The following is a 26,202-nucleotide window of genomic DNA, read 5'->3' on the forward strand; positions in this document are numbered from 1 at the left end:
GGGCCGGCATGGAGCACAGCCCCGTCGTCGTCGGCGTCGACGGCTCCGACCCCGCCTATGCGGCCGTCACGTGGGCGGCCCGCGAGGCCGATCACCGCCGGGCGCCGCTGCGGATCGTGCACGTCCTCGAGTGGCGTCCCGGCAAGCCCGGCGATCGGCACGGCCACGCCTACCTGGAGCCCATGTGGGCCGAGGCCACCCGCCGGGCCCACGAGGCGGCGCCGCGGGTCGCCGTCCGAGCCGACGCGCTGCTCGGCCGTCCGGTCGAACGGCTGGCCGAGCTGGCCCGCGACGCGGACCTCCTGGTGGTCGGCCATCGTGGCCGGGGCGGGTTCGCCGGCATGCGCCTCGGCTCGGTGAGCGACCGGGTGGCCCGCCGGGCGTCCTGCCCGGTGGCCGTCGTCCGGGGCCGGGCAGCCCCGGACGGGCCGGTGGTGGCGGGTGTCGACGGCCTGCCCGCCGCCGACGCCGTGCTGCGCGGCGCGTTCGAGGCCGCGGCCGGCCGCGGCTGCGCCGTCGTGGTGCTGCGCGCGGCGGCCGGCGCCGACCCCGCCGAGGAGCATGTGGCGCCCTGGCGGGCGAAGTATCCGCTGGTGCCGGTCGAGCTCCGCCATACGCGCGCGGAGCCCGGCCCGGCCCTGGCGGAGGCGTCGGCCGGGGCGCGGCTCGTGGTCGTCGGCAGCCGCGGGCACGACTACGTGCGCAGCGTGCTGCTCGGATCCACCGGCCTGCACCTGCTGCACCACGCCGCCTGCCCGGTCCTGATAACCCGCCCGAACGGCACAAGGGACTTTGGACTCTGATTCGCCACCGGGCGGAGCGGCACGGTGGGAGAAGGACTCAGACGGAGGTGAAGCCATGACCGATCGGCATCTGATCGTCGTGGGCGTGGACGGGTCGGAAGGTGGCCGCCGCGCCCTGGAGTGGGCGGTACGGGAAGCGGGTGAGCGCGGCAGTGCCGTGCAGGCCGTGATCGCCTGGTCGTGGGACGGGCTCGAGTTCGGCCCGGTCACCGCGACCAATCCCGAGGAGGCCAAGGAGCGCGCCACCCGGCTGCTCACCAAGGAGGTCGAGGCGATGCTCCAGCGGTACGGCTCGCACATCCCGGTGGCCGCCGAGGTGATCGAGGGCGCGCCCTGGGACGTGCTGGGCGCCCGCAGCCGCTCGGCCGATCTGCTCGTGCTGGGCAGCCACGGGCACGGCGGGGTCCGCCACACCGTTCTCGGCTCGGTCAGCGAGAAGAGCATCCGGAAGGCGGCCTGCCCGGTCGTCGTGATCCCGGTGCCGGCGGCCGCCCCGGTGCGCAGCACCGAGCCCGTTCCGCGGTGATGCCGGTGAAGGCCACCACCGGACCCGCCATCTCGATCTCCGCGCTCGACAAGTCGTTCGGCCCCGTCAAGGCGCTCGACCGGCTCGACCTGACCGTGGCGGCCGGGGAGGTGCACGGCTTCCTCGGCCCCAACGGCAGCGGCAAGACCACCACGATCCGCATCCTGCTGGGGCTGCTGCGCGCCGACGCCGGTGAGGTCACCATGCTCGGCCGGGACCCGTGGCGGGACGCCGTCGCCCTGCACGGCCGCCTGGCGTACGTGCCCGGCGACGTCACGCTGTGGCCCGGCATCACCGGCGGTGAGGTGATCGACTTCCTCGGCCGCATGCGCGGCGGTTACGACCGGCGCCGCCGCGACCGGCTGCTGGAGATGTTCGATCTCGACCCGGCCAAGAAGGCGCGCGCCTACTCCAAGGGCAACCGGCAGAAGGTCGCCCTGGTCGCCGCGCTCGCCTCGGACGCCGAGCTGCTGCTGCTCGACGAGCCGACCTCGGGGCTCGACCCGTTGATGGAGTCGGCCTTCCAGCAGTGTGTCCAGCAGGTGCGCCGGGAGGGCCGGACGGTGCTGCTGTCCAGCCACATCCTCGCCGAGGTGGAGGCGCTGTGCGACCGGGTGAGCATCATCCGGCTCGGTCACCGGGTGGAGACCGGCACGCTGAGCGAGCTGCGCCACCTCACGCGCACGTCGATCAGTGTCGAGACCGTCGAGCCGCTGACCGGCCTCACCGCCCTGCCGGGCGTGCACGACGCCGTCCTCGAGGACCACCACGCCCGGTTCGACGTGGACACCGCCCAGCTCGGCGACGTGATGCGCCGGCTCGCCCCGCTGGGTGTCCGCAGCCTGACCAGCACGCCACCCACGCTGGAAGAGATGTTCCTGCGGCACTACGGCGACGAGGCGGCCACCTCATGACCGGCACCGCCCGGCTGCTGCGTTTCCTGCTGCGGCGCGAACGGATCGGCCTGCCCTGGTGGCTGCTGGGCGCCACGCTGCTGCTGCTCGTGCAGTCCACCCAGAGCCAGAGCCTGTACGACACCCCCGAGGCCCTCGCCGACCTGCGCCGCACCATCGGCGGCAACACGGCTGTCATCGCGATGAGCGGCCCCACCGAGCTCCTCCGGACGATCGGCGGCGAGGTCGTCTTCGAGATCTTCGCCTTCGTGGCGATCGTGGTCGCGCTGATGGCCATGTTCCTGGTCGGCCGGCACACCCGCGGCGACGAGGAGGCGGGCCGCGCGGAGCTGATCCGCTCGGCCCGGATCGGCCGTCGCGCGCCGCTCGCCGCCGCGCTCGCGCTCGCCGGCCTGGCCAGTCTCGCCGCCGGCGTCCTGGTCTTCGCCGCGGCCGTCGGCACCGGCCTGCCCGCCGGCGGCTCGGTGCTGCTCGGCGCCGCGGTGACGTCCGCCGGTGTCACCTTCGCGGCGCTCACGGCGGTGGCGGCCCAGCTCTTCGAGAACGTGCGCGCGGTGTACGGCGCCGTCGGCTTCACGCTCGGCGCGGCCTACGCCCTGCGCGCGGCCGGCGACGCGGGCAACAGCGCGCTCTCCTGGCTGTCGCCGATCGGCTGGGGCCAGCGCACCTTCCCGTACGCCGGCGACCGCTGGTGGCCCCTGCTGATCCCGCTGGCGGTGACCGCCGCGCTCGTGATGCTCGCCGCGAGCCTGCTGGAGCGGCGCGACTTCGGGGCCGGCTTCGTGCCGTCGCGCCCGGGGCGGCCCGTCGCCACGCGCGCCCTCGGCAACGCGTTCGGGCTGGCCTGGCGGCTCCAGCGCACGGCCGCGGCGGGCTGGGTGCTCGGGCTGGGCCTGCTGGGCCTCGCGTACGGCTCCGTCGCCGACAGCATCGAGCAGTACGTCGCCGACAACCCCGAGATCGCCGAGTTCATGCCGGGCGGCGGGCAGCGCATCCTGGACGCCTACCTGGCCTTGACCGTCGCGCTCTCCGCGCTCATCGCCGCCGCGTACGGCGTGACCACCGTCCTGCGTGCCCGCGCCGAGGAGAACGCCGGCCGCGCCGAGCCGGTCCTGGCCACCCGCACCAGCCGCCTCGCCTGGCTGGCCGGCCACCTGAGCGTCACGCTGGCCGGCACCACCCTGGCCCTGGTCGCCATCGGTGCCGGCACGGGCCTGGCCTACGCCCTGACGGTCTCCGACATGGGCGAGGTGCCGCGGCTCATCGGCGCCGCCCTCGCCTACCTGCCGGCCGTCCTGCTGATCGCCGCCGTCGCCGTGCTGACCGTCGGCTGGCTGCCCCGTGCGGCCGCCGCCCTGTCCTGGATCGCCGTCGGCTACTGCGCGGTGGTGGCCCTGTTCGCCGACTCGTTCGACCTGCCGGAGTGGGCGCAGCGCGCGTCGCCGTTCGAGCACACTCCCGAGGTGCCCCTGGAGACGCTCACCCTCGTACCCCTCGTGGTTCTGGCCCTGCTCGCGGCGGCCTTCGCCGCCGTGGGCTACGCCGGCCTGCGCCGCCGCGACATCGGAGTCTGACGCGGCGGCGCAGGCCGGGCCGGGCTACCGGACGATGTAGACCGGGCAGTCCGCGTGGTGCAGGAGCTGCAGACCCACCGAGCCGAGCAGCGTGCCGGTGACGACGCCGCGGCCGCGGCTGCCCACGACGACCAGCTGGGCGTGGGCCGAGGCCTCGGCCAGGGCGGCGGCCGCGCCGTCGTGCACCAGGGTGACGTCGACCGGGACGCCGGGGTGCTTGGCCCGCCAGGGTGCCACCTGCTCCTCCACGCGGGCCCGTTCCTCGGCCGACGGCTCGGGCAGCTCGACGTCGCCCGCCACGTAGCCGACGGGGGCCTGGGCACGGATCACCGACAGCCGGGCTCCCCGGCCGGCCGCCTCCTCGAACGCGACCTCCAGCACCCGGTCCGCCATCGCGGAGGCGTCGAGGCCCACCACGACCGGGCCTTCGGTGAGGTCGCCGCCACGGCCGCGGACGACCACCACCGAGCAGGTGGCGTGCGTGGCCACGCGCCGGCTGACCGAGCCGAGCAGCAGGCTGCCGAAGCCGCCCCGGCCCCGGTTGCCGAGCACCATGAGCTCGGCGTCCTCCGCCTCGGCGAGCAGCCGTGCGACGGCGTGGCCGACCAGGGCGTCACCCTCCACGTCGACGTCGCGCGCCGCCACGCGCGCCTCGTGGACCGCGTTGCCGGTGATGCCCTCGGCGTGTTTGCGGGCCTCGTCGAAGTACCCGTTGCTCATGTCGTACCGAGCCTCGCCCCACTCCCAGTCGAACACGTGCGTGACGCGGAGCGGCAATCCCCGGCGGTACGCCTCGCGTGCCGCCCAGCGCACCGCGGCCTTGCTGTGCGCGGTGCCGTCCGCGCCCACGACGATCGGATGACGTTTCATGGCTCCTCCCGTTCCGGTCTCTCCTTGAGGCTCGGCCCGGCCGCTTGACAGCGGCCGGGCCGGTGATGACAGTCGGATCAGTGGTCAGATGAGCCAGCGGTTCTTCTGCACGATCGGCAGGGAGGCCCACCATTTGCCCAGGCCCCAGGTGTGCCCGGCGTAGGTGAGCGCCAGGACGATGCCCGCGAGGCCGTAGATGATGTGGTAGTCGACGATCGGGTTGGTCGACATGCTCGGCTCACCGGCGGCGGTGGTCTTGTCCAGCGGCCACTCGGCGGCCCACATGAGCAGCATCATGACCGCTCCGGCGCCGGCGGCGAGGCGCATGCCGATGCCGAGCACGAAGGCCGCGCCGATGGCGAACAGGCCGATCATGAACAGCCAGTCGGCCCACGGGTCGCCCGCGATGTCGTGGAAGAAGGTCTGCAGCCAGCTCGGCCCGACCTCCACTCCGGACAGGAAGCCCTTGGTGGGCGAGCCACCGTTGATCCAGGCACGCTCGGTGGGGGTCGCGTAGCCCCATCCGAAGGTCTTGTCGAAGAACGCCCACAGGAAGATGAAGCCTGTGGAGATGCGGAGCACGGCGAGCGCGCGGGCGGCGGTCTTGGTGAGCATGGAGCCGGGCGCCTCAACGTGTTCCAGGTGGGCCGCGGAGCCCCGGCCGATGGTCGTCATGGTCTTCCTCCTTCATCGATGTCCGTACCTCTGACACTGCCCGACGTCCCGTCGCGCCACCCGAGGACAAGTGCCCGACCTGGGCGGGACTGAAGTCCCGGGCCGCCGGGACCGCCGTGTCCGGCCAGAGCCGCACCGGGCGCCGGGCGGCCAGGTCCTCGGCCCAGCCGAAGGCGAGCATCGTCATCAGGACCAGCACGAACGTCAGGAGCAACTCCACCAGCGCGCCGGGCAGGCCGCCCCACTCGATGCCCAGGAAGGCCAGCACCGGCCAGATCGCCGCGATGGCCGCGTTGTGCCACAGGTAGATGGTGACGGCGCGCGCGTTGACCACCGTGACGGCCCGGTCGAGCGGGACCGTCCTGGCCAGCCAGTCCATCCGGGGCCGCCACCGCAGCACGATCAGCACGAAGGCGAACGACCAGAGCGCCTGCATCTCCGGCACCTCGTTGAGGTCCCAGCTGCCGGCGTCGTGGCCCCGCCACAGCGCCGCCGCGGCGAGGATCGGCGCCACCGTGTACGCGATCCACGGCTCCACCCGGGCGAGCCGGCCGTCGTGGTGCGCGAACCCGGCGATCCAGCACGCCCCGAACGTGGCGAAGTCCCACACCGTGGCGTCGACGACCGCCGGCAGCGTCACCTCGGACAGGCCGAGCCCCGCCAGCACGAGGAAGGGCAGCCCCAGCGTGGCCCAGCCGACCCGCCGCCACAGCATGAGCAAGAGCGGGGAGAGCAGCACGAACCAGAGGTACGCACGGATGTACCAGAGCGGCACCCAGACGTCGGCCGCCGCCTCGCTGCCGGGCGGATCGCCGAGCGGCACGATCCAGAACAGCAGGGAGGGCAGGCTGAACGGGTGCTCCCCGCCCGTCTCGGCCGGCCATCCACCGACGATCATCAGCGGTACGGCGACGAGCCCCATCAGCCACAGCGGCGGCAGCAACCGGCGCAGCCGCGATCTGACCACCTTGACCACACCGCGCCGTTCCAGCGACGCCGCGGTCAGCGAGCCGGCGAGGGCGAACATGATGCCCATCGCGGGCAGCAGCATCGGCAGCCAGGGCCACCCGTAGAGGTGGTAGACGATGACTCGGATGATCGCGGCCGCGCGTAGCAGGTCCAGGTAGCGGTCGCGTCCCGCGCCCGGCGACATGGCCTATCGCCCGGTCGGTATCCGCGCACGGGAGCGGGCCGGGTCGCGCATCGCGGTCAACGGCACCCCGAGGCCGTACGTGACGAAGTGGCCGGTCGGCCGGATCTCGAGGATCACGCAGGCCGGCCACCGTTCGGGCGGCACCAGCCGGGCCAGGCGCGGCATGCGGGTGAGATGGTCGCCCGGATGCACCACCGCGACCGCCGGGAAGCTCACCGTGGCCGGCGGGATCGGCATTATCAGCGACAGGAGGCCGCCCCGGCGGATCGGCACGGTCACCGCGACGATCCCGTCCGCGGCCACGTGCCGCGCCTTCCAGCTGTCCTTGGCGACCGCCACATACAGGCGATCGTCCTCGACGGCGTAGACGACTCCGCTCGACCGCGGCGCGCCGGCCGGTGTGACGTGGCTGAGCACGGCGAACGACGCGTGGCCGATCGCCCGCCAGACATCCTGGGCGGTCAGCGGGCTCGTCCGCCGGCCGCCTCTGGTCGAGGTCGACATGGCAACTCCCCTCCTCTCCCACACGTACTCCCCCACCCGCCCGGGCGGCAGGGCCGATCGGTACGGCCGTTCGACCCTGGTGGCCCTGGTCGCCGCCGCGATGGGTGGCATGACCGGGTCTCACCGCTGGGCGGCGACGGCGCCGAGCTCCGCGGCGAGGCACCGGCCGAACCGGCCGAGGTCCGGGCAGCGACTCGGGTCGGCCACCGTGGTCACGGTCAGCTCCCCGGCGTAGGAGAGGGCCTGGCAGGCCATCGTGAGGTTGGCGGCGCCGGCGGGCGCGACCGGGATCATCCGCTCCACCGGCACCCCGGCGAGGCTGACCCGGTCCGCCGGGCCGCGCAGGCAGCTGATCACGATGTGCAGCCGCCGCTGGTGCGTCATGTACCAGCGGTAGCCGCCGGTGGCCGCGGCGAGCCGGAACAGGCGGCCCAGCACGGTGATCGGCGCGGGGCCGGCGGCTCGCGGGCGCCGCGCCCGGGTCTGCGCCGCCACGCGGGCCATCCGGCGCTCGCGCGGGCCGGTGACCGGCACCGTCAGCAGCATCAGGCCGACCGCGTTGCCGGCGCCGTCCCGCGCCCCGGGGTCGCCTCCCACGGGCACGCCCACGCGCACCGCCTCGATCGGCTCGCCCCGGTAGGCGAGCAGGCGGCGCAGCGCCTCCCCCACGGCGACGAGCACGGCCGCGTTGACCGTCGCGCCCGCCCGGTGGGCGGCGTCGTGCAGCTCACGCAGGTCGGCGTGGACGCTCAGCGCCCGCCGCCGCGACCCGGTCGGGCGCAGCAGCGAGCTGCGGGCGACCCGGCCGGGGAACAGGCCACCGGTCGCGGACATCCCGGACCGCAGGTCGCGCCACCAGCGCCGGCTCTCGTGCGGCGGGTGCGTTCCGGCCGCGGCCGGCGGTGCGCCGCCGTCCAGCAGCGCGCTCAGGACGGCCAGGCCGCCCAGCCCGTCCGCGAGGGCGTGGTGCACGATCAGCGCCAGGGCGGTGCGGCCGCCCTCCAGGCCGGTCACGAACACGGCCCGCCACAGTGGCCGGTCGCGCCGCAACCAGCGGACCACCTCGGGGAGGACGGCCTCGAGCACCGCCGGCTCGTTTCCCGGACGCCGGCACCGGCGGGTGGAGATGTGCCGCGCCGGGTCGAACGAGGGATCCTCGGCCCAGACCGGCCCTCCGCGGGCGGTGACCACCCGCTGCCGCAGCCGCGGGACGCGAGCGGCGCGCTCGCCCAGGAGCCGCGTTCCCGCGTCGATGTCGAAGCCGTCACCCAGCACGAGGACGACGGCGAACTGCTCCGGCACCGGGCCGCGGTCCATCGCGAGGTACGCCAGGTCGGCGTCGCCGACCCGGCTCGTGCCGGACCGGTTCGGGGGCCTTCTCATCGCGGGCTCCGATCGTCGCCCTCACTGTCGGCGACGGTCCGCACGGCGCGCCAGAGGCGTTCGGCCCGGCTCGGAAGGACTCCCGCTCTGCGGCAAAGGCAAAGGCGAGGGGCGGTGACCCCTCGCCTTTCCTCACTTGCGCCGCAGCCCTGGGCGCCGCAGCCCTGGACGCCGCAGCGCCTGGCGCTGCCGGCCGCGCAGCAGGACGCCCGCGACCAGCACCGCGGTGACCGCGACGACCTGGCCGCCCAGCACGATCCGGTTCACGTCGACGGCGGGATGCCACCTGACCTTGCCGTCCCTGAGCACGAACACGCCGAGCCCGCGCGCCGCCGTGCCGAAGCCGCCGCCGGAGCCCTCGGGCTGGCCCTCGGACGCGGGGCCGGAACCGCCACCCCCGCCGCCGCCACCGGCGATCTTGGCGACCGGCAGCATGATCGTGCCGTTCTCGGCCACCGGCTCGCCGAACACCCTGCCGGCGCTGCTCGCCGTCACGGCCTCCCGCACCGTGCGCAGGACGTCCGTTCCCTCACTCGTAGCGACCACTGTGATCACTCTCCTTCGCGTGGTGCCTTCCACGCTGCGCCGGGCACCTGGCCGGCGGCAGGGTCCAACGGCCCTTGCGGCTGCGCGGGCGGGCCCTGCTGCGGCCTGCGGCGCAGCCGGCGCAGCCGGGAGCGGAGCCGGTCCTGCATGAGGTCGGTGGCCTCCTGGAGCGTCTGGCCCACGGCGTGGACGTGCAGGCCGGCGCCGTTCACGTCGACGTGCGCGTCCACCCGGTCGCCGGGCGCCGCGGCGTCGAGCGTCAGCGACGTGCGCAGCACCGGGCCGGGTGCGTGGTGCAGCGCGGCGGCCAGCTTGCCGACCGCGTACGCGGCGGCCTCCGGGCTGACCTCGCCATGGGTGTGCACCTGAGGGCTGATGACTTGCTCGATACGAGTCATGACGCCTCCCGCGAGGACTCGGTTGTACCCAATGATCAATTTCAGCCGGTGCGAATGAGTAGGGTCCTTCGGCCCCAAGGCATGCGCTCCCGTTGTGCGAGGCTGGAGGCGCGAGGCGGTGATGACCGTGGCTGAGCCCATGCCCCAAGGCACCGACGACAAGGCCCTTGACCTGCGCGCCCGCGCTACCACGCGACGGTCACCGGTGCCGTTGCTCGCGCCGCGCGCGATCGCGATCGTGGGTGCCATGCAGCACCACGGCGACGCCGGATACGAGATGGTGCGCGCCTTGTGCGAATACGGGTATCGCGGCCGGGTCCATCCCGTCCTCGAATCGGGCGTGCCGGTCTCCGGCGTTCCCGGCCACCGTGCCCTCTGCGATCTGCCGGGCCCGGTCGACCTCCTGGTGATCGCGGGCCCGTCCGGTCAGGCGGCGGAGGTGCTACGCGACGCCGGCAAGAGCGGCATACCGTACGCCATGGTCCTCGGCGCCGCGGGCGCCCGGCGCGGCCGGGAGCTGGCGCGCGTCGCGCGGGAGCACGGCGTACACCTGCTCGGTCCCGGGTGTTTCGGCCTGCTCAACACCGATCCGCGGGTCCGGCTCAACGCGACCCTTTCCCGCACCCACCCCACACCGGGCGGACTGGCGCTGGCCGCCCAGTCCAGCGCGGCCGGCGTCGCGCTGCTGGAGCACGTCGCCCGCGACGGCTGCGGTGTGGCGAGCTTCGTGCCGCTCGGCGACGCCCCCGACTGCGGCCTGATCGACTTCTGGTGCGACGACCCGCACACCCGCGCCGTCGCGCTCTATCTCAACTCCCCGGCCGATCACGCGGCGTTCGCCCGTGCCGCCTTCCGGCTCTCCGCCCGCAAGCCCGTCCTTACCATCGCCGGCGGTCATCCCCGCACCGTGCCGCTCTGCACGCCGGCCGGCATCGTCCGCGCCACCGGCCTGGACGAGCTGGCGGACGCCGCCCGGATGCTCGTGGACCAGCCGCTGCCGTCCGGCAACCGGATCGCCGTGGTGGGCAACGCGGGCGGGCTCGCCGAGATCGCCGCGGGCGCCGCCGAGGCGTACGGCTTCGCCCTGCCGGACCCGGCCGGCGCGCACCCGATGAGCCTGGGCCCCGACGCCACCCCGCCGGAGATCGCCGAGGCGGTCGAGGCGGTCGCGTGCGGCGGCGGGGCCGACATCGTCCTCGCGATGATCGTGGGGACGCGCACCAACGTCCCCGCCGCGATGATGACCGCCCTCGCCGACGTCCTCGACGACCATCCCCGGCTGACCGCCGCCGTCGTGCTCACCGGCGGCCCCGACGACGTCCACCGGGCCGGCGCCCGCGCCGTTCCGGTCTACCGCGAGCACGACCGGGCCATCCGCGCGCTCGCGCACGCACACCGGTACACGACGTGGCGGCGCGCCCTGCCCCGGGACTGACCGCCCCGAGCCGGGGCCGACCGGCCCTGGCGAGACGAAGCGGCGCGGGCCGACGCTGGAGGGAACCGGCCATCACGACGAGGTGATCGACATGGCGAACCCGGTTGTGCACTGGGAGATCGGCGGACCGGATCTCCAGGCTCTCGGCGAGTTCTACGGCAAGGCGTTCGGCTGGACGATCCGCGAGGACCAGCCCGGCTACGCCATGGTGCTGCCCGCCGACGGTGGACTGGGCGGAGGGTTGATGCAGGCACGCGATCAGATGCCGCCCTATGTGACCGTCTACGTTCAGGTGGACGATCTCGATGTCGCGCTGAGCACCGTCGGGTCCCTCGGCGGGTCCACCGTCGTGCCACCCACGCCCATCAACGACAAGGCGTCGTTCGCCCTGTTCCGCGATCCCGCGGGCAACATCGTGGGGCTGCTGCGCGCCGACGGGCCGATCGCCGATTGAGCCCGGCCGCCCGGCACACCGGGTAGGGCCGTCCGGCCCTGGGCGGGCATCGGCGAGAAGCCCACGATGAAAGGGAGCCTGCCGGCTCGTAGGTGACGATCTGGGGTGGCGGAACGTCTCCGCCATGGACCCGAGGAGGGCCCGGCCGGTGGGCTCCTCGGCGTCGTGGGAGGCCGGAGATGAGCAGCGGCGCGATCATCCGCAAGGACGCGGCCGAGCGAGCCCGGGCCAATCTCGACAACTACGCCTGGACCCGCCACGACTTCAGCTGGGCGCGCGCCCGGTCCTGGCTCGGCGGCCTGCCGCACGGGCACGGGCTCAACATCGGGTACGAGGCGGTGGACCGGCACGCCCTCTCGGCTCGCCGGGACCGTGTGGCGCTGCGATTCCCCGCATCCGGCCGGGCGCCGGCCGAGCTCACCTACACGGACCTGCACCGCGCCACGAACCGGTTCGCGAACCTGCTGGGCGACCTCGGCGTCCGGCTCGACGAGCGGGTCTTCGTGCTCCTCGACGCGACCCCGGAGTCGTACGTCGCCGCCCTGGCCACGACGAGGTTCGGCGCGGTGCTGGCCACCCTGCCGGCCGGGCGCGCCGCGGAGGCGCCGCGATGCGTGGCGGCGAGCGAGCCCGCGCTGGTGGTCACCAGCCCCGAGCTGTACGACCGGTACCTCGCGCCGGTCCGGTCGCACCTTCCGGCCGTGCGCCATGTCCTGCTGGCCGGTGACGTGGACGACCTCGGCGCCGCGCTGCACAAGATGCCCGCGGACTTCACCGTGCCGCCGACCGCGCCGCAGTGGCCGGCCATGGTGCATTTCACCGCGGGGACCAGGGGCCGGGTCTCCGGCGTCGTCCATCCGCACGAGGCGATCGTCGCCCAGGTGGCCTCCGCCACGTACGCCCTGGATCTGCACGACGACGACACGCTCGCGGTGTCGGTGCCGGCGGGGAGGCTGACACACACCGCGTACGGCATGATCGCTCCCCTCGCCCGGGGGATCACCGTCGCCGTCGAGGCCGGGCCGGCGGCGTTCCCCCGCGACAAGCGCGTGTCCGTCTGGTACGCGCCCGCCGGCCCGCTCAACCGGCTCGCCGGCGACGGGCTGACGCATCTGCTGCCCCCGTCGCTGCGCCTGATCGTCGCCGAGGGCGGCGGGCTGCTGCCCGGCACCGTCGCCGGCAGCCGCTCGAGTCTCGGGCACACCGTGCACGACACGTGGTGGCAGACCGAGACCGGAGCCATTCTGATCAGCAACTACGCGGGCCTCGACGTGCGGCCGGGCGCCATGGGCCTGCCGTTGCCCGGCGTCCGGGCCGCCGTCGTCCGGCGCCGGGGACCGGGCCGGATCGAGACGATCGCCACGCCGGACGTCGTGGGCGAGCTCGCCATCCGCGCCGGCTGGCCGTCGATGTTCCAGGGCTACCTCGACGACCCCGCCCGTACGGCCGAGTGCTTCGCCGACGGCTGGTACCTCACCGACGACCTGGTGTCCCGCGATGCCGACGGGTACTACTGGTCCGCCGGCCGGCGGCCCGTCACCCGTCCGCCAGGACCTCGCTGAGCGGCCGCCGTGGGGTGGCCGGCGCCGGTGCGCCGTACCCGAGCCTGATCAGCATCTGCGCCCACCGGCCGGCGCGCGGGTCGGAGAGGACCTCGCGGATCGACGCGATCTCCACCGGCTGGCTCACCGGCGTGGTGGCCAGGTGCAGACCGGTGGCGACGAGCAGGACCCGCTGCATCGCCTGACCGGCGCGCAGCCACTCCGGCGGGCCGTCGCCCTCGGTGGAGAGGACGGCGATCGTGGGGTACGCCTCGAAGCGCTCGCCGCGACGCGACGGCTGGGCGTCGATCACGCCGAAGTCGCGCATCGGGATGCGCTCCAGGGAGTCCCAGGGCCCGATCGCCGCGGCCGGGATACCGTCGCGGCGGCCCGGGACCGCCCGCGTCCAGCGGTTCAGCTCCGCGTAGTAGCCGCCGCGGCGGCGAAGGCGCTCCGCGGCGGTGCGCCCGAGGCTGACGATCACGGTACGGCTGGCCGGGCCCGCCACCGTGAGCGTCGCCCCCTCGTGCGCGGCCGCTTCCCGCAGCCGGTCGAGGGCGGCGGCCGGCACCACAGCGGCCGAGAAGGGACGGCGGTTGGTGTGCCGGCGGGGAATCGCGGCGGCGAGCTCGCGGGCGGCCGCGCCCGGCTTCGCCGAGTCCCGCGGGAACACCCGGGCGACCAGGTCCGGCGTACCGGCATCGGGAAAAGTCTCGACGCCGGGAAGGTATCCCTCGCCGCGCAGCGCCGCGCGCAGGGTGAAGACCGCGGCGCCGACGCTGATCATCAGCTCGCGCCCGGTGGGGTCGAGCACCTCCAGCCGGCGCAGCGAATCGGCGTACACCTCGACCGCGTCGCCCTCGATCCGGAAGTGCCACGGCTGGCTGTTGTGCAGCGACGGCGCCAGCGTCGCCGCGGCGACGCAGCGGACGAGCACGCGTGCGTCCATGCCGCCAAGGTAGGCCGAGAGCCACCGGATCCGGCAGGGCTGCACGGCCCGCCGCCGCGGACTTCCGGCCCTGCCGCCCGCCCGGACCTCGGCGATGTGCTGGAGGAAACGCCTTCGGGAGGTGCCATGAACCGCTTTCCGCTGCGGGTCGAGGCACGCCGTGACGCCGCGCCGAGCCGATGGCTCTGGCTGGTGAAATGGCTGTTGCTGATCCCGCACTACATCGTCCTGCTGGTGCTGTGGACCGGCCTGGTGGTGCTCACCCTGGTGGCCTACCTGGCGGTGCTGTTCACCGGCCGGTACCCGGCCGCGATCCGCGCCTACAACCTCGGCGTCCTGCGCTGGGGCTGGCGCGTCGGCTACTACGGCTACCAGGCCCTCGGCACGGACCGGTACCCGCCGTTCACCCTTGCCGACGACCCCGCCTATCCGGCACGCCTGCACCTGGAGCCGGACGGCCCGCCGCCGCGCTGGCTGCCGCTGGTGGCCTGGTTGTTCGCGATCCCGCACCTGGTGCTCCTCGGCGCGCTGACCGGGGCGGCCACCCGGCAGAACGGCGTCCCGGTGAGCGTCGTCGGCGCCGCCGTGCTGATCGCCGGCTTCGCGCTCCTCTTCACGGCCAGGTACCCGGGCGGCCTGCACGACCTGCTGGTCGGCATCGCCCGCTGGAACCTGCGGGTCGCCGCGTATCTGACCCTGCTCACTCCGCGCTACCCGCCGTTCCGGCTGGACCAGGGCGGCGCCGAGCCGGACGAGCCGCCACCGGACGAGCCGGTGCGAGCGGCACCGCCACGGGCCGGTTCGGCGGCGGGTCCCGTCGTCGCGCTGGTGGCCGGCGTGCTGCTGCTCGCCCCGGCAGCCGGGACGGGCATCGGCGGCGCCGTGCTGCTCGGCCTGGACGCGTCCCGCGACGGCGCGGGCTACGTGACCAGCCCGGCGGTGCAGCTGAGCACCGCCACGGCGGCCGTCACGGCGGAGAACCTGACGATCACCGACGCCGGCCTGTGGACGCGCAACGTCGCCGACGTGGGCGGCCTGCGGGTGACCGCCACCTCGCCGTCCGGCCGTCCGCTCTTCGTCGGCATCGCACCGGAGAGCGCGGTCGACACCTGGCTGGCCGGCACCGCCCACGACGAGCTGGCCGCGCTGAGGTCGGGCGAGGCGCGCTACCACCGCGCCGACGGCGTGACCCGGTCGCTGGCCGACCCGGCGGCCCAGCCGTTCTGGATCTCCTCCGCGACCGGCCCCGGCACGACCACCCTGGAGTGGAACGTGACCGACGGCAACTACGCCGTGGTCGTCGCCAACCTCGACGGCACGCCGGGCGTGGCCGCCGACGTCCGCGGCGGGATCCAGGTGCCCGACCTGACCGGCCTGGGCGCGGGCCTGCTCACCACGGGCATCGTGCTCGGCGCCGTCGCGATCGGGCTGATCGTCCTGGGCGGCGTCGGTCTCGGCCGCCGCCACACCGAACCACCCCCGCCGGCGGCCGGACCGGCCGGACCGGCGCCGCAGAAGGTACCGCCGGCAACCGTCGGATCGTGACGATCGGATCGCCCGGCCCGCTTCCGGGCCGGGCGATCCGGTGACAGTGGTCAGCCGGCGACGGTGCCCATGCGGATGCCGAGCGACTGGCTGTCGTCGTAGTCGTACTCGATCGCGGACCGCACGTCGACCACGCCCGCCACCTGCCGGCTCATCCGCTCGGCCAGCTCGGCCGACGTGTAGCGCCGGACGCGCCCCGACAACGTGACCACGCCGTCGACGACGGCCGCGCTGACCCTGGTGCCCTCGTCGTCCACGTAGCGGCGCAGGACGTCCGACTCGATGTCGGCCAGGATGTCCTCGTCCGGCCGCAGGTGGGCCTTGAGCAGGTCGGCCCGCGAGACGATGCCGATGAGCCGCCCGAGGTCGTCCACGACGGGCAGCCGCTTGACGTTCTCCCTGTCCATCAGCCGCGCCGCCGCCGCGATCGACGTGCCGCTGAGCGCCACCACGGGCGGGGTGCTCATCAGGTCGGCGACGGTGCTGGCCATCGCCTTGCGCCGCTCGCCGCGACGGCGGCGGCCGTCGAAGAGCCGCGGCTCCTCGTCGCCCGCGTACTCCACCTTGCGCAGCAGGTCCGCCTCCGACACCACGCCGACCACGTGCCGGAACGCGTCGATCACCGGCACGGCGCTCAGCCTGTGCTCGATCAGCAGGTCGACCACGTCCCGGTAGGAGGCGGCAGCGTCCACCGACAGGACCGCCCCGGTCATCACATCGTCGACATTCCAGCTCTTCACCACGCCCACCCTCCTTCGACAAGCTTCAATCCGGACCGTACGGCGGCGCGCACCCGCCGCATCAGGGCCGATCGGCCCCACGATCCGGGACCTGCGGATCGGGCCGGCGGGAGCACACGGGGCGTTCGACCCTCGTGAGCCGGGACGGCCTCGCACAGTCTGGAAGGGGCGGCCCGTTCCGCCCGGACGAGCGAGCGGAGGCGCAGATGATCCGCCACCCGGCGTACGCCGTGGAGCCGTGGCAGGTGCGCGAGACGTATCTCGACCGGGCCGTGCTGGCGCGCTCGGAGTCGCTCTTCGCGCTGTCGAACGGGCATCTCGGCCTGCGGGGCAACCTCGACGAGGGTGATCCGCACGCGCTGCCCGGCACCTACCTCAACTCGTTCTACGAGCTGCGTCCCCTGCCGTACGCCGAGGGCGGCTACGGCTATCCGGAGTCCGGCCAGACCATCGTGAACGTCACCAACGGCAAGGTGATCCGGCTGCTGGTCGACGACGAGCCCTTCGACGTACGCGAGGGTCTGCTGCGCCGGCACGAGCGGGTGCTGGACCTGCGCGCCGGGGTGCTGCGCCGCGAGGTGGAGTGGGAGACGGCCGCCGGGCGCGCGGTCCGCGTCCGCTCCACGCGGCTGGTCTCGCTCGCGCAGCGGTCCGTGGCCGCGATCGAGTACGAGGTGGAGCCGCTCGACGCGCCGGTGCGGGTGATCGTCCAGTCGGAGCTGGTCGCGAACGAGGCACAGCGCGGCCCGCTGAAGGACCCGCGGGTCTCGGCCGTGCTGCGGGCGCCGCTGGTCGCCAAGCTGAACCGCGCGGGTGACACCGGCGCGCTGCTCGCCCACAAGACCCGCGAGAGTCGCCTGCGCCTGGCCGTCGCGATGGAGCATCTCGTCGAGGGCCCTCCCGGCCTGCGCTGTGCCACCGAGGCCGAGCCGGACCTCGCGCGCACCACCGTGGTCTGCCGGCTGGCGCCCGGGCAGCGGTTGCGGCTGGTCAAGTTCCTGGCGTACGGCTGGTCGGGCCGCCGCTCCCTGCCGGCCCTGCGCGACCAGGTCGAGGCCGCGATCGAGGGCGCGCGGTTCGAGGGCTGGGAGGGACTGCTCGCCGCGCAACGCTCGCTCCTGGACACGTTCTGGGACGGCGCTGACGTCGAGGTGGAGGGCGACGCCGAGGTGCAGCAGGCGGTCCGCTTCGCGCTCTTCCACCTCTTCCAGGCCGGCGCGTGCCTGCGCGGTGAGCCGATCGCGGCCAAGGGCCTGACCGGTCCCGGGTACGACGGGCACGTCTTCTGGGACACCGAGCGCTTCGTGGTCCCCGCCCTGACGTACGTGCACCCCGCGGCGGCCGCCGAGGTCCTGCGCTGGCGGCGCGCCACGCTCGATCTGGCCAGGGAACGCGCCCAGATGCTCGGCTGGTCCGGCGCGGCCTTCCCGTGGCGGACGATCCGCGGGCAGGAATGCTCCGGGTACTGGCCGGCGGGCACGGCGGCGATGCACATCGCGGCCGACATCGCCGACGCGGTCGTGCGGTACGCCGGCGCCACCGGCGACGAGATGTTCGAACGGGACGCGGGCCTCGCCCTGCTGGTGGAGACCGCGCGGTTGTGGGCGTCCTTCGGCCATCACGACCGCAACGGCGAATTTCACCTCGACGGCGTGACCGGCCCGGACGAGTACACCGCGCTCGCCGACGACAACGTCTACACCAATCTGATGGCACGGCGGAACCTGATCGCGGCCGCCGACGCCGCGGCGCGCCTGCCGGAGCGGGCCCGGGCGCTCGGCGCCGGCGCCGAGGAGATCACTGCTTGGCGCACCGCCGCCGGGGCCATGAGCATCCCGTACGACGACAAGCTCGGCGTGCATCCGCAGGCGCGGCGGTTCACGCTGCTGCGGGAGTGGGACTTCACCGCCACCCGCCCCGGCGAGTACCCGCTCATGCTGCACTTCCCGTACCTGGACCTCTATCGCAGCCAGGTCGTCAAGCAGGCCGACCTGGTGCTCGCCATGCATTGGTGCGGCGACGCCTTCACCGCCGAGGACAAGGCTCGCAACTTCGCCTACTACGAGCGGCGCACCGTGCGGGACTCCTCGCTCTCCGCCTGCGCCCAGGCGGTCCTGGCGGCCGAGGTCGGCCATCTGGAGCTGGCGCACGACTACATCGGCGAGGCGGTCCTGACCGACCTCGACGACCTGCATCGCAACACCAGCGAGGGGCTGCACATCGCGGCGCTCGCCGGCGGCTGGCTGTCGCTGGTCGCCGGGCTGGGCGGCATGCGCGACCACGGCGGTGTGCTGTCCTTCGCGCCACGGCTGCCCAGCCGCATCGGCCGGCTGGCGTTCTCCCTGCTCTGGCACGGGCGCCGCCTGCACGTGGAGGTCCGGCCGGCCGAGGCCGTGTACTCCCTGCGGAACGGTGGTGGCGAGATCGAACTGTGGCATCACGGCGAACCGGTCGTCCTCACCGCCGGCGCCCCGGTGCGCCTGCCGATTCCGGCCGCCGTGCCGCTGACCGCCGAGCCGGTCCAGCCGCCCGGGCGCAGGCCGGCCCGCCGCCGCGACCTCATCAAGGAGTGACCATGTCTCACCACAGCGGGGATCTTCTCGACCGGCGCTACCGGCTCGACGACCGCATCGCCTCCGGCGGCATGGGCGACGTGTGGCACGGCACCGACATCGTGCTGAACCGCGCCGTCGCGGTGAAGACGCTCCGCGACGACCGGGCCGCCGACCCGCAGTTCCGAAGCCGGTTCCGGCAGGAGGCCCGTGCCATGGCGGCGCTGCACCACCCGGGCATCGCCGACGTGTACGACTTCGGCAAGGAACCCGGTGATCCGTACCTGGTGATGGCCCTGGTCGGCGGGCAGCCGCTGGACGAGCGGATCGCGAAGGCGGGACGGTTGCCGGTCCGCGAGACCATGACGACGGTCGCCCAGGTGGGCCGTGCCCTCCAGGCGGCGCACGACGCCGGGATCGTGCACCGGGACGTCAAGCCGGGCAACATCATCGTCCAGCCGGACGGCACCGCGGTGCTGGTCGACTTCGGCATCGCCCGCTCGGGCGGCTCACCCGCCCTCACCGGCGTGCGCGAGGTCATCGGCACCGCCCACTACCTCGCGCCCGAGCGGATGTCGCACCACACGGCCGGGCCGGCCGCCGACGTGTACGCGCTGGGCGCGGTGGCCTACCACTGCCTCGCCGGGCGCCCGCCGTTCCTCGGCGAGGGGTCGCTCGCGGTCGCCGTGCAGCACCTTCACGACCAGCCGCCGCCGCTGCCCGCCGACATCCCGCCGACGGCGCGCGACATCGTGATGACCGCGCTCGAGAAGGAGCCGGGTGCCCGCTTCCCGTCGGCCGCCGCGATGGCGGAGGCCGCCGAGCGGGCCGCCGCCGAGGGCACCACTGTGGCCGTGGCGACCGACTACCTGAGCGCCGGGTACGCCCCGCCGACGCAACCTGTCGCGAGGCCGCGGCGCCGTCCACGCGCTCTGCTGGTGGTCCTGCTGGCGCTGGTGACCCTCCTCGGCGCGTCCGCCGCCCTGGCGCTCACCGATCCGTTCGGATCGCACCCACCGGCGCCGAGTCCCTCGACGTCGGCACCGGCCACACCGTCCTCCCCCGCCACCAGCCGGCCGGCGCCCGTCCCCGACGGCTCGCCGTCCGGCGAGGAGGACCACTCCACCGAGCCCTCGACACCCACGACGACGCATCGGAACCCGACAGCCACGCCGACCAGGACCCCGCCGAAGACCCCCACGGGGACACCGACCGGCACGCCCACCGCCACACCCACCAAGACTCCGACGAAGACTCCGACGGGAACGCCCACGGGAACACCCACGGGCGGGCAGACGGGCACCACGCCGTCGCCCACCGTCCAGCAGACCACCGTGCCGCCGTCCCCGCCGCCCACGGTGAACCCCAGCGGGCGCTGAGGCGAGCACGAGCGTCGCAGCGCGAGTCCCCCGGCCGGGTTCTCCACACGCTCTCCATGCCGGTTGCACACCGCCACCATCCCGGCGGGCCACTGTGGAGGTGACGAAAGGAAGGGAGGAGTCATGAAGACGATGACCCGCCGCACGGCCGCCCTGGTCGCGGCCGGCACGCTCGGGCTGGGTGGGCTCGCGATCGCGGCTCCGGCACTGGCCGGCGACGGCCCGTTCGGCCCCGGCCCGTCCGGCACGGCGACCCCCGGCCCCGGCGCGCGAGGCAACGGCATGGGCCCCGGCTCCGGCATGGGTTCCGGTTATGGCATGGGTTCCGGTTATGGCATGGGTTCCGGCTACGGGATGGGTTCCGGCTACGAGGACGGCACCTGCTACCGGGTGCCGGTCACCGACCAGCAGGGCACGCTGACCGCCGCGCAGAAGACGACGCTGGCGTCCATGGCGCAGGAGGAGAAGCTCGCGCACGACCTGTACCAGGCGTTCGCGGCCCGCTACGACGCTGTCGTGTTCGACCACATCGCCGCCGCGGAGACCCGGCACCTGAGCCTGGTCCGCACGCTGCTTCAGCGTTACGGCCTCAGCGACCCCACCACCGGGCAACCGGCCGGCCGGTTCACCGACAAGGCCGTGCAGGCCACCTACGACAAGCTGCTCGCGCAGGGCGAGCAGAGCCGGTCCGCCGCGCTGGCCGCCGGGCAGCAGGTGGAACGCGCCGACATCGACGCCCTGAAGGCCGCCCTCGCCGGGCTGACCGCGCCGGACGTCAAACAGGTCTACACCAACCTGCTCGCCGCCTCGCAGCGTCACCTGGCCGCCTTCACCCGCTGGGCGACCCGGTGACACCGCCGGCCAGGGGCAGCCGCATGGTCACGGTCACGCCGCCACCGTCCGGCGAGTCGAGGGCGACCGTGCCGCCGTGCGCGGTGACCAGCTCCCGGACGACGGCGAGGCCGATGCCGGAGCCGGTGGTGCCGGCAGTGTCCCGGCCGCGCCACAGGCGGTCGAACGCGTGCGGAAGCTCGTCGGGCGCCATGCCCGGGCCGGTGTCCGCGACGCGGATCACGGCGTGGCCCTCCTCGGCCCGCGCTTGCACGTGCAGCCGGTCACCGGGCCGGCAGTAACGGGCGGCGTTGGCGAGCAGGTTGCCCACGGCCTGATGCAGCCGGTCCGGATCGGCCCGCACCGGCACACGCCGGTCGAGGTCGGTGCTCACGGCCAGCCCGGCGGCGTCCAGCCGGGGGCGCTGCGCCGCCAGCGCCGCGGCGGCGATCCGCGCCAGATCGGTCTCGGTCAGGCGCAGGGACAGGGCGGCGGACTCGGCAGCCGACAGATCGGCGAGGTCCTGCACGATCCGGCCCAGCCGCAGGGACTGGTCGTGCAGGGCCGCCAGCCGCGGCGCGTCGGCCGCCCGGAGCCCGTCGCGAAGCTCCTCCAGGCCCGCCTGCAATCCGGCCAGCGGCGTACGCAACTCGTGCGCGATGTCGGCGGCCACCCGGCGGCGGACGGTATCCGCCCGCACGATCTCGTCGGCCATGGTGTCGAACGCCTGCGCCACCTCGCCCAGCTCGCCCGGCGCCCGCAGCCGGGCACGGGCCGTGCGGTCACCGGCGGCGAACCGGTGTGCCGTCCCGGCCAGGGCCACCAGCGGCCGGGCCAGCCGGCCGGAGACGAAGGCGCTCACCAGCAGCGACGCCAGCAACGCCGCAGCCGCCGCCCCGGCCACCCACGACCAGGCGACCGTGCGGCCGGCGGGCACACTCGCCGGAAACGCCAGCCGGACGCTGCCGACCCGCTGCCCGCCGACGTCGACCGGCTGCTCCACGACCGGCGCGGATGCGTCCGCACCGTGCATGCCGCCCGCGCCGGGTCCCATGCCACGGCCCGGCCACACCATGACCCCACCCGTGTCCCGCACCACCAGCCGGGCGTCGGCCGCGGCGGCGAGCGCCGACGCGGCCGACAGGTCCGCGCCGCTCCAGTCACCCGAGCGTGCGTACCCGTCGGCGGCGGCGCTCGCCACCTGGGCCGCGACCCGCTGCCGGTCCTGCCGGGCCGCGCTGGCGAGCCCGCGGTCGGTGGCGACCAGCGCGGCAACCGTCAGCACCACCACCGAGGAGAACGCCACCAGCACGAACGCCGCCAGGAGGCGACGGCCCAGCGGGCCGGTCAGCGCCGAGCGGTCACCGGTCACGCGACCACCCCAGCCGGTAGCCGACGCCGAGCACGGTCGCCACGAGGTGCGCGGCGTCCGGCCCGAGCTTGCGGCGCAGGTTCTTCACGTGCGAGTCGATCGTGCGCTCGTAACCGGGGAACTCGTACCCCCGGACCTGATTGATCAGCTCGTAGCGCGAGTAGACCCGCCCGGGCGTGGCGGCCAGCGCGGTCAGCACGCCCCACTCGGTCGGCGTGAGCTCCAGCAGAGCCCCGTCGAGGTGCGCCTCGTGCCGGGCCTCGTCGAGGCGCAGCCGCCCACCGCCGAACGTCACCGCGCCGGCGCCACCGCCGGTCGCGGCACGGGTGCGGTGCAGCACCGCCTCGACACGCAGCACCAACTCGGTCGGCGAGAACGGCTTGGTCACGTAGTCGTCGGCGCCGCCGCGCAGCCCTTCGATCCGGTCGTCGACACTGCTCCGCGCGGTCAGCACCACCACCGGCACCTCCCGGCCACCCTCGCGCGCGACGGCCAGCACCTCCCGGCCGTCCACGTCGGGCAGGCCGAGGTCCAGCACGACCAGCTCCACCCCGCCGCCGGTCACCAGCTCGATCGCCTCGGCCCCGGATCCGGTGCTGCGCACCGCGTGACCGGCCCGCTCCAGATAACGGCGGACCAGCTCCCGCAGCTCCCGATCGTCCTCGACGACGAGCACGGCACCCGACACACTGCCACCCTGCCCGCGAGGCGACACCGCGGACAGGGCCGACCGGCCCGCTTCCGGCGGCGAATTCTCAGCGGGTGCTCCCGCGCCTCGACCGCACCCTTCTCACCTCAGCGATCGTTCCCGACCCATAGCACCTCATGCATGGCTGCCGGTAGTAATGCGCGCAGATTCGCTTGCTGAGGCATGTGCGGCACCACCAATCCTCCCTACGAGGCCGGTGACCGCGTCCGGTGCCGTGACACCAAGGACAAATGCTCATGGGATCACCTCCTGTGGTCCCTGCAACGTATCGCCGGAAAACGAGGAGCCACAGGGCAGAAGGGCCTGTTCGCCGCGCGGCGGAGCGCTCGCCTACACCACCGCCTCGGTCGAGAGCGGCTGGATCCCCTCACCCACCCTCGCCATCCACACCGACCCCACCACGGCCGCCTCGTCCACCTCGACCACGACTTCATCGGCCGCGACGCCCTGGTCAAGGCGAAGGACAACGTCCGGTACGCGAAGGTCACCCTGGTCTTCGCCAACGACGACGTCCGCCGGGTGCTGGGCGACGACTTCGTCCTCAGCTCCGCCCGCCAGCGCATCGAGACCGGGGAAGGCTCGATCGGCACGACGTACCACACGGCTTCGCAGCACCCGTACGCGGTCCCCGCCCTGTCACTGGTCGCGCCGGAGCACGCCACCCCCGGCACCCGGGTCAGCGTCGTGTGGGGCGATCAAGCGGGGTCGGATCTTCCCCGCATTCGCGCCACGGTGCAGCCGGCCCCGTACAACGAGCACGCCCGCACCGAGTACCGCCGATGAGCACGCCGGGCACCGCGACGAACGCCGACCGCACCCGTCAAGCCGGCAGGACGAGGTCCCGCCGGCGCAGCAGCGCCGCCCCGGCGACGGACAGCACCAAGGCGCCCAGAGCCAGCCCCAGCAACGGCCCGGCGGCGGCCTCTTCGGCCGGCACGTTCGGCACGTGGTTGAACGGCGAGAGGTTCAGCAGCCACGTGGGCAGGTTCAGCGAGGGGCCGAACATCGGGCCGGTGACGACGGTGAACACGACGATCGCCCAGCTCGCGCCGGCCGGCCGGCGCGGCATCGCCATGATCAGGACCACCACCGCGGCGCCCAGCAGGCAGACGGCGGGAAGCTGGACGAGCGCCGCGCCGGCCAGATCGCCCACGAGCGACATCCGGCCGCCGGACACCTGACCACCCGCGACACCCATCGCCACCGCGAAGAGCAGCAGCAGACCGGCCGCCCCGGCCAGCGCGTTGATCGCGTACGCGCGCAGCCAGTGAAGCCGCGACACGGCGGCGCCGAGCAGCGGCTCGATCGTGCCCCGCGACTCGTCCTGGTGCAGCCGCAGCAGGAGCGTCACCACATACACCGCGACGGCCGTCCCGGCGATCTGCATCATCGACGTCCAGTAGGCGCCGAGCAGGCCGCCACCGGAGCCGAACGTGGCGTACCACTCCGCGGCCTCGCCCTCGAGTCCTTTGATCTCCTCGCTCAGCGCCCCGAAGACCGCGCCGAAGCCGAGCAGGCCGACCGACCAGCCGAGCAGCGTCCCCCGCTGCTGCCGCCACACCAGACCGGTGGGACTGCGCAGGGCCGCGCTCGCGTGGGCGGCGCCACGGCGTTCGGGCCACACCCCCCGGCCCACGTCGCGCCGGCCGAGCAGCAGGACGGCCACGCCGAACAGGAGCAGCATCGCCGGCACCGCGAGCGCCGCCGGCCACCACAGGTTGTCCGCGAACGGGCGCATCTGCTGGCCCCACCCGATCGGGGAGAGCCAGGCCGGCCAGGCACTGGTGACGCGCAGCGCGTCCGGGGCCACGGTGCCGAGCATGTTGCCCAGCGCCGCGAGCAGGAACGCGAGGCCGAGAACCGCTCCGGAGAGGCCGATCGCGCCCCGCGTGGTCGACGACAACTGGGACGCCACCGCGGCCACGCCGGTGAAGGCCACCCCCACCAGGGCGATCGAGGCGCCGCCGGCCATCGAGCCGCCGACCGGCTGACCCGCGGCCACCATCGCGGCCCCGAGCAGAAGGGCCAGCACCAGGTTCGCCCCGAACGCGACGGTCACCGCCGCGGCCGGCGACGCGTAGCGGCCGGTCACACCGGCCCGCAGCATCTCCTCACGGCCGAGCTCCTCCGCCTGGCGGGTGTGCCGGACGACCGCGAGCATGCTCATCACGGCGGCGAGCACGGCCAGGGTCAGCGCGTCCCGATGCAGCGCGTACCCGCCGACGTGCGCCCCGGTGACCAGGCCCAGCACCCGCATGCCCGGGTTCTCCACGACGATCCGGGTGTCCGGCACGAGCAGGGCCGGATGCCGGGCGTACTGCTCCGCGAACATGGCGGTGGTCGCCGCGAGGAATCCGGCCATGCCCAGGATCCAGGCGGGCAGGACGATGCGATCGCGCCGCAGGGCCAGCCGGACCAGGCGCGCCGTACCGGCGAAGCCGTTCATGACCGCACCGCCGTCTCCGCGCCGTAGTGCCGCTTGAAGAGCTCCTCCAGGGTCGGCGGCGACGTGACCATCGACCGCACTTGCAGGCCGACCAGGTGCGCCAGGACGTGGTTCAGCTCGTCCGGATCGACGCTGAACTCGGCGTGGCCACCGCGCACGTGGGCGTCGTGCACGCCCGGCCACCCGATGACCGAGGCCGGCGGCTCGGCCGTGTCGACCACGACCGACGTACGCGTCAGGTGGCGCAGCTCGTCGAACGTGCCGCTCTCCGCCGCCCGCCCGTCCCGGATGATCGTGACGCGGTCGCACAGCGCCTCGACCTCGGACAGGATGTGGCTGGAGAGCAGGATGCTCCGGCCCGCGGCCCGCAGTTCCCGGACCACGTCCTGGAACACGCCCTCCATCAGCGGGTCCAGCCCCGAGGTGGGCTCGTCGAGCAGATAGAGCTCGACGTCCGACGAGAACGCCGCCACCAGGGCGACCTTCTGCCGGTTGCCCTTCGAGTAGGCCCGGATCCGCTTGGCCGGGTCGAGCTGGAACCGGTCGAGCAGCCGGTCCCGGCGGCGCGCGTCGATCCCGCCACGCAGGTCGCCGAGCAGGTCGATCACCTCCCCGCCGGTGAGATTGGGCCACAGGTTCACCTCACCGGGCACATAGGCGAGGCGCCGGTGCAGCGCCACGGCGTCGCGCCACGGCTCACCGCCGAGGATCTCGGCACGGCCCGCGTCGGCGCGCAGCAGCCCCAGCAGCACGCGGATCGTGGTGGTCTTCCCCGCGCCGTTCGGCCCGAGGAAGCCGTGCACCTCGCCGGTCCGCACCTCCAGGTCGAGGTGGTCCAGGGCCCTCGCGCCGCGGCCGAAGTCCTTCACCAGTCCCGCGATCGATATGGCAGTAGTCACCGGT

The 26,202-nt window shown here is 74.3% G+C and carries 25 protein-coding genes; 12 read left to right on the forward strand and 13 right to left on the reverse strand.

What is annotated here, in order from left to right; all coding sequences use genetic code 11:
• Nucleotides 1–8: 8 nt before the first annotated feature.
• The 4 genes from Ade02nite_RS35755 to Ade02nite_RS35770 are packed head-to-tail and all read left to right on the forward strand — an operon-like array spanning nt 9 to nt 3,817.
• A complete protein-coding gene (locus Ade02nite_RS35755) occupies nt 9–803 on the forward strand; it encodes a universal stress protein (RefSeq protein WP_203773448.1) in 795 nt (264 codons plus the stop codon).
• 55 nt (nt 804–858) lie between these two features.
• Nucleotides 859–1,329: a universal stress protein gene (locus Ade02nite_RS35760; protein WP_203773450.1), complete on the forward strand. Its 471-nt coding sequence runs from the start codon at nt 859–861 to the stop codon at nt 1,327–1,329.
• Nucleotides 1,330–1,334: 5 nt separating this feature from the next.
• Nucleotides 1,335–2,243 (forward strand): ABC transporter ATP-binding protein, encoded by a 909-nt coding sequence (locus tag Ade02nite_RS35765; RefSeq protein ID WP_239169295.1) that lies wholly within the window; start codon nt 1,335–1,337, stop codon nt 2,241–2,243.
• Nucleotides 2,240–3,817, forward strand: coding sequence for an ABC transporter permease (locus Ade02nite_RS35770; protein ID WP_203773452.1), 1,578 nt, complete (start codon nt 2,240–2,242; stop codon nt 3,815–3,817). The genes Ade02nite_RS35765 and Ade02nite_RS35770 overlap by 4 nt, the downstream gene beginning before the upstream one ends.
• Before the next feature lie 24 nt (nt 3,818–3,841).
• Here the strand turns inward: Ade02nite_RS35770 and Ade02nite_RS35775 are convergent, their stop codons facing one another.
• The 7 genes from Ade02nite_RS35775 to Ade02nite_RS35805 all read right to left on the reverse strand — a co-directional run bounded on the left by Ade02nite_RS35775 (nt 3,842) and on the right by Ade02nite_RS35805 (nt 9,346).
• The gene (locus tag Ade02nite_RS35775; RefSeq protein ID WP_203773454.1) at nt 3,842–4,687 is read right to left on the reverse strand and encodes a universal stress protein; all 846 of its coding nucleotides are present in this window, start codon (nt 4,685–4,687) and stop codon (nt 3,842–3,844) included.
• An 84-nt stretch (nt 4,688–4,771) separates the two neighbouring features.
• Complete coding sequence (locus Ade02nite_RS35780) at nt 4,772–5,362, reverse strand: DoxX family membrane protein (protein ID WP_203773456.1); 591 nt, start codon at nt 5,360–5,362, stop codon at nt 4,772–4,774.
• Complete coding sequence (locus Ade02nite_RS35785) at nt 5,316–6,515, reverse strand: acyltransferase family protein (protein WP_203773458.1); 1,200 nt, start codon at nt 6,513–6,515, stop codon at nt 5,316–5,318. Before Ade02nite_RS35785 ends, Ade02nite_RS35780 begins: the two co-directional genes overlap by 47 nt.
• Nucleotides 6,516–6,518: 3 nt before the next feature.
• Nucleotides 6,519–7,019, reverse strand: coding sequence for a pyridoxamine 5'-phosphate oxidase family protein (locus tag Ade02nite_RS35790; RefSeq protein ID WP_203773460.1), 501 nt, complete (start codon nt 7,017–7,019; stop codon nt 6,519–6,521).
• Between the two features lie 120 nt (nt 7,020–7,139).
• Nucleotides 7,140–8,402 carry a wax ester/triacylglycerol synthase domain-containing protein gene (locus Ade02nite_RS35795; RefSeq protein ID WP_203773462.1) on the reverse strand — a complete coding sequence of 421 codons (1,263 nt, stop codon included), beginning with the start codon at nt 8,400–8,402 and terminating at the stop codon, nt 7,140–7,142.
• Nucleotides 8,403–8,534: 132 nt separating this feature from the next.
• A complete protein-coding gene (locus tag Ade02nite_RS35800; RefSeq protein ID WP_203773464.1) occupies nt 8,535–8,948 on the reverse strand; it encodes a spore germination protein GerW family protein in 414 nt (137 codons plus the stop codon).
• A 5-nt stretch (nt 8,949–8,953) separates the two neighbouring features.
• A complete protein-coding gene (locus Ade02nite_RS35805) occupies nt 8,954–9,346 on the reverse strand; it encodes an HPF/RaiA family ribosome-associated protein (protein ID WP_203773466.1) in 393 nt (130 codons plus the stop codon).
• Between the two features lie 127 nt (nt 9,347–9,473).
• On the opposite strand from Ade02nite_RS35805, the gene Ade02nite_RS35810 reads away from it, so the two are divergent.
• The 3 genes from Ade02nite_RS35810 (at nt 9,474) to Ade02nite_RS35820 (ending at nt 12,797) form a co-directional block, all read left to right on the forward strand.
• Nucleotides 9,474–10,781 (forward strand): CoA-binding protein, encoded by a 1,308-nt coding sequence (locus tag Ade02nite_RS35810; RefSeq protein WP_203773468.1) that lies wholly within the window; start codon nt 9,474–9,476, stop codon nt 10,779–10,781.
• 91 nt (nt 10,782–10,872) lie between these two features.
• Nucleotides 10,873–11,235 (forward strand): VOC family protein, encoded by a 363-nt coding sequence (locus Ade02nite_RS35815; protein WP_203773470.1) that lies wholly within the window; start codon nt 10,873–10,875, stop codon nt 11,233–11,235.
• A 179-nt stretch (nt 11,236–11,414) separates the two neighbouring features.
• Nucleotides 11,415–12,797, forward strand: coding sequence for an AMP-binding protein (locus tag Ade02nite_RS35820; protein WP_203773473.1), 1,383 nt, complete (start codon nt 11,415–11,417; stop codon nt 12,795–12,797).
• Here Ade02nite_RS35820 and Ade02nite_RS35825 read toward each other — a convergent pair.
• The gene (locus Ade02nite_RS35825) at nt 12,772–13,725 is read right to left on the reverse strand and encodes an Acg family FMN-binding oxidoreductase (protein ID WP_203773476.1); all 954 of its coding nucleotides are present in this window, start codon (nt 13,723–13,725) and stop codon (nt 12,772–12,774) included. The two genes, Ade02nite_RS35820 and Ade02nite_RS35825, sit on opposite strands and share 26 nt — an antisense overlap.
• Nucleotides 13,726–13,851: 126 nt before the next feature.
• Between Ade02nite_RS35825 and Ade02nite_RS35830 the strand changes: the two genes are divergently transcribed.
• The gene (locus Ade02nite_RS35830; RefSeq protein WP_203773478.1) at nt 13,852–15,270 is read left to right on the forward strand and encodes a DUF4389 domain-containing protein; all 1,419 of its coding nucleotides are present in this window, start codon (nt 13,852–13,854) and stop codon (nt 15,268–15,270) included.
• A gap of 50 nt (nt 15,271–15,320) precedes the next feature.
• On the opposite strand, the gene Ade02nite_RS35835 is transcribed toward Ade02nite_RS35830, so the two are convergent.
• Complete coding sequence (locus Ade02nite_RS35835) at nt 15,321–16,013, reverse strand: CBS domain-containing protein (protein ID WP_239169296.1); 693 nt, start codon at nt 16,011–16,013, stop codon at nt 15,321–15,323.
• Nucleotides 16,014–16,216: 203 nt separating this feature from the next.
• On the opposite strand from Ade02nite_RS35835, the gene Ade02nite_RS35840 reads away from it, so the two are divergent.
• From Ade02nite_RS35840 to Ade02nite_RS35850, 3 genes are all read left to right on the forward strand, one after another.
• Entirely contained in the window at nt 16,217–18,583 is a 2,367-nt protein-coding gene (locus Ade02nite_RS35840) for a glycoside hydrolase family 65 protein (protein WP_203773480.1), read from the forward strand.
• 2 nt (nt 18,584–18,585) lie between these two features.
• The gene (locus Ade02nite_RS35845) at nt 18,586–19,941 is read left to right on the forward strand and encodes a serine/threonine-protein kinase (RefSeq protein ID WP_203773482.1); all 1,356 of its coding nucleotides are present in this window, start codon (nt 18,586–18,588) and stop codon (nt 19,939–19,941) included.
• A gap of 123 nt (nt 19,942–20,064) precedes the next feature.
• The gene (locus tag Ade02nite_RS35850) at nt 20,065–20,793 is read left to right on the forward strand and encodes a ferritin-like domain-containing protein (RefSeq protein WP_203773484.1); all 729 of its coding nucleotides are present in this window, start codon (nt 20,065–20,067) and stop codon (nt 20,791–20,793) included.
• On the opposite strand, the gene Ade02nite_RS35855 is transcribed toward Ade02nite_RS35850, so the two are convergent.
• Both Ade02nite_RS35855 and Ade02nite_RS35860 read right to left on the reverse strand, forming a co-directional pair.
• The gene (locus Ade02nite_RS35855) at nt 20,771–22,144 is read right to left on the reverse strand and encodes a HAMP domain-containing sensor histidine kinase (RefSeq protein ID WP_203773488.1); all 1,374 of its coding nucleotides are present in this window, start codon (nt 22,142–22,144) and stop codon (nt 20,771–20,773) included. The genes Ade02nite_RS35850 and Ade02nite_RS35855 overlap by 23 nt on opposite strands.
• Nucleotides 22,134–22,832, reverse strand: coding sequence for a response regulator transcription factor (locus Ade02nite_RS35860; RefSeq protein ID WP_239169297.1), 699 nt, complete (start codon nt 22,830–22,832; stop codon nt 22,134–22,136). The genes Ade02nite_RS35855 and Ade02nite_RS35860 overlap by 11 nt, the downstream gene beginning before the upstream one ends.
• 183 nt (nt 22,833–23,015) lie before the next feature.
• Here Ade02nite_RS35860 and Ade02nite_RS35865 point away from each other — a divergent pair, with 183 nt between their 5' ends.
• Nucleotides 23,016–23,636 carry a hypothetical protein gene (locus tag Ade02nite_RS35865; RefSeq protein WP_203773490.1) on the forward strand — a complete coding sequence of 207 codons (621 nt, stop codon included), beginning with the start codon at nt 23,016–23,018 and terminating at the stop codon, nt 23,634–23,636.
• Between the two features lie 37 nt (nt 23,637–23,673).
• On the opposite strand, the gene Ade02nite_RS35870 is transcribed toward Ade02nite_RS35865, so the two are convergent.
• Nucleotides 23,674–25,299, reverse strand: a complete 1,626-nt coding sequence (locus tag Ade02nite_RS35870) for an ABC transporter permease (RefSeq protein WP_203773492.1) — start codon at nt 25,297–25,299, stop codon at nt 23,674–23,676.
• Nucleotides 25,296–26,198, reverse strand: coding sequence for an ABC transporter ATP-binding protein (locus tag Ade02nite_RS35875; protein WP_379038047.1), 903 nt, complete (start codon nt 26,196–26,198; stop codon nt 25,296–25,298). The genes Ade02nite_RS35870 and Ade02nite_RS35875 overlap by 4 nt, the downstream gene beginning before the upstream one ends.
• Between the last annotated feature and the right edge of the window lie 4 nt (nt 26,199–26,202).

The sequence above is a fragment of the Paractinoplanes deccanensis genome (genome assembly GCF_016862115.1).
In the GTDB taxonomy this organism is placed as follows: Bacteria; Actinomycetota; Actinomycetes; order Mycobacteriales; family Micromonosporaceae; genus Actinoplanes; species Actinoplanes deccanensis.

Excerpts from the sequence above, each read along its gene's own strand:
- Ade02nite_RS35865 (WP_203773490.1), top strand. The coding sequence starts at position 23,016 with ATGTGCGGCACCACCAATCCTCCCTACGAGGCCGGTGACCGCGTCCGG.
- Ade02nite_RS35755 (WP_203773448.1), top strand. The coding sequence starts at position 9 with ATGGAGCACAGCCCCGTCGTCGTCGGCGTCGACGGCTCCGACCCCGCC.
- Ade02nite_RS35805 (WP_203773466.1), bottom strand. The coding sequence starts at position 9,346 with ATGACTCGTATCGAGCAAGTCATCAGCCCTCAGGTGCACACCCATGGC.
- Ade02nite_RS35840 (WP_203773480.1), top strand. The coding sequence starts at position 16,217 with ATGATCCGCCACCCGGCGTACGCCGTGGAGCCGTGGCAGGTGCGCGAG.
- Ade02nite_RS35785 (WP_203773458.1), bottom strand. The coding sequence starts at position 6,515 with ATGTCGCCGGGCGCGGGACGCGACCGCTACCTGGACCTGCTACGCGCG.
- Ade02nite_RS35780 (WP_203773456.1), bottom strand. The coding sequence starts at position 5,362 with ATGACGACCATCGGCCGGGGCTCCGCGGCCCACCTGGAACACGTTGAG.
- Ade02nite_RS35775 (WP_203773454.1), bottom strand. The coding sequence starts at position 4,687 with ATGAAACGTCATCCGATCGTCGTGGGCGCGGACGGCACCGCGCACAGC.
- Ade02nite_RS35820 (WP_203773473.1), top strand. The coding sequence starts at position 11,415 with ATGAGCAGCGGCGCGATCATCCGCAAGGACGCGGCCGAGCGAGCCCGG.
- Ade02nite_RS35870 (WP_203773492.1), bottom strand. The coding sequence starts at position 25,299 with ATGAACGGCTTCGCCGGTACGGCGCGCCTGGTCCGGCTGGCCCTGCGG.
- Ade02nite_RS35825 (WP_203773476.1), bottom strand. The coding sequence starts at position 13,725 with ATGGACGCACGCGTGCTCGTCCGCTGCGTCGCCGCGGCGACGCTGGCG.
- Ade02nite_RS35845 (WP_203773482.1), top strand. The coding sequence starts at position 18,586 with ATGTCTCACCACAGCGGGGATCTTCTCGACCGGCGCTACCGGCTCGAC.
- Ade02nite_RS35850 (WP_203773484.1), top strand. The coding sequence starts at position 20,065 with ATGAAGACGATGACCCGCCGCACGGCCGCCCTGGTCGCGGCCGGCACG.
- Ade02nite_RS35760 (WP_203773450.1), top strand. The coding sequence starts at position 859 with ATGACCGATCGGCATCTGATCGTCGTGGGCGTGGACGGGTCGGAAGGT.
- Ade02nite_RS35770 (WP_203773452.1), top strand. The coding sequence starts at position 2,240 with ATGACCGGCACCGCCCGGCTGCTGCGTTTCCTGCTGCGGCGCGAACGG.
- Ade02nite_RS35790 (WP_203773460.1), bottom strand. The coding sequence starts at position 7,019 with ATGTCGACCTCGACCAGAGGCGGCCGGCGGACGAGCCCGCTGACCGCC.
- Ade02nite_RS35815 (WP_203773470.1), top strand. The coding sequence starts at position 10,873 with ATGGCGAACCCGGTTGTGCACTGGGAGATCGGCGGACCGGATCTCCAG.
- Ade02nite_RS35795 (WP_203773462.1), bottom strand. The coding sequence starts at position 8,402 with ATGAGAAGGCCCCCGAACCGGTCCGGCACGAGCCGGGTCGGCGACGCC.
- Ade02nite_RS35830 (WP_203773478.1), top strand. The coding sequence starts at position 13,852 with ATGAACCGCTTTCCGCTGCGGGTCGAGGCACGCCGTGACGCCGCGCCG.